The following is a 1,480-nucleotide window of genomic DNA, read 5'->3' as shown; positions in this document are numbered from 1 at the left end:
CAGGCCACCCGCGGCGCGGTACGGCGCAAGCCTGCGCAGGATGCGTGGGGTCCGGGGCTCGGCCCCGGGGCAGAAATGACAAGCGCCCCAGGTCCGCGCTTCTCAGCGGACATGGAGCACGAAAGCTTGTGCCCCCGGCAGGATTCGAACCTGCGCCCCCGCCTCCGGAGGGCGGTGCTCTATCCCCTGAGCTACGGGGGCTCAGCGACGGGAGAAGACTAGCAAACCTCCTCCGCGTACGCCGAATCGGTATCGGGTGGGCCGACCGTGTCGGCGACCGGCCCACCCGGTGCTCAGGCCGCGACCGCCCGCCCGCAACTGGGCAACGGGTGCAGGACGATCCGCCGAGGCAGTCGGCGCGGCCACTCGTTGCGGGGCCAGGAACCGTCCACGATCAGGTGCACGGTGCGCTGTTCCTCGCCACTGAGTCGCAGTACGAAGTCCCGGGGGAGCGGCGGGTCGACAGTCGGGGTCGTGATCATGAAGCGCACCCGACCCCGGGACGACACGGCGGAGATCACGTCGGCGGCCGGCATCGTGCCGCGCAGCCGTACCCGCCCGATCCAGTAGACCTCGGCCAGGTGTTCCTGGGCCGTCCGGGTGATCGTCGGGTACTCGCTGCGTACCCACCGCTCGACCGCGCTGACGCAGAGACCACAGGCACGCTCGCGCGGCTCGCGCGGACCCAACCCCCAGGCCCGCAGGTACGCCCCGACGGCGCCCACGTCCAGCGGAAGGTCGAACCGGCGCTGGATGAGCGTGGTGAGGCTCTGCCGCGTCCACAGCTCCTCGTCGAGGCCGAATTCGTCGGGGTGGACGCCCCGGAGTGTGTCGATGAGTTCGAGTTCCTGGTCGCGGCTGAGCATTCCCGGCTCGCCCTGCCGCTGTCCGCGACGGACGGCTGCCACCGCCCCGTCACCGCCGATGGTGTGGCGTCGGCACCAACTGGTTACCGAGCGCCGTGCGTCTCTGAGTGCAACCCCCACGTCTTGGGCAACGAGCGCGAATCACAACTGGTCACGATATGTGTGGAGAAAACTCTCTAAGCAACGTAATCGCCCGTCCAACGCAAAACGACGATAAGTGATGAACCGGTACCTATGGGACGTGGAGGCCCCCCAGGCTGCCCGGCAGACCCGGCCGGGAAGCGCAGATCGGCGTCGATCTGACGTGGTCCGTCGCCAGGTCGCCGATGTGGCGGCATCCGCACGCCTGGACGCCGCCACATCCCCGATCTCGTGTGGATCACGCGCATCTCGGCCGTGTGGGGTGCCTTGATCGACTCGGGTTCTTGGAAGCCGGGGTGTCCCGGCGACGCAGACAGCCCGCTGTGCATGAACCCGAGTCGATCATCGAGGCCGCGCACTGCCTGCGCCGCGCACGGCCTGCGCCGCGCACGGCCTGCGCCGCGCACGGCCTGCGCCGCGCACGGCCTGCGCCGCGCACGGCCTGCGCCGCGCACGGCCTGCGCCGCGCACGG

Annotated in this window: 1 protein-coding gene and 1 tRNA gene; both read right to left on the bottom strand. The window is 70.4% G+C overall.

Features of this window, described 5'->3' with window-relative positions; translation table 11 throughout:
• Positions 1-129: 129 nt before the first annotated feature.
• Positions 130-201: transfer RNA gene (locus ACGFH9_RS00320), tRNA-Arg, on the bottom strand.
• Between the two features lie 92 nt (positions 202-293).
• A complete protein-coding gene (locus ACGFH9_RS00315) occupies positions 294-986 on the bottom strand; it encodes a winged helix-turn-helix domain-containing protein (protein WP_355237437.1) in 693 nt (230 codons plus the stop codon).
• Positions 987-1,480: the final 494 nt, after the last annotated feature.

The sequence above is a fragment of the Micromonospora sp. NPDC049102 genome, from assembly GCF_043197485.1.
Taxonomy (GTDB): Bacteria; Actinomycetota; Actinomycetes; order Mycobacteriales; family Micromonosporaceae; genus Micromonospora.
The sequence above is the reverse complement of the archived record's forward strand: the minus strand, read 5'-3'. Positions and strand labels throughout refer to the sequence as shown.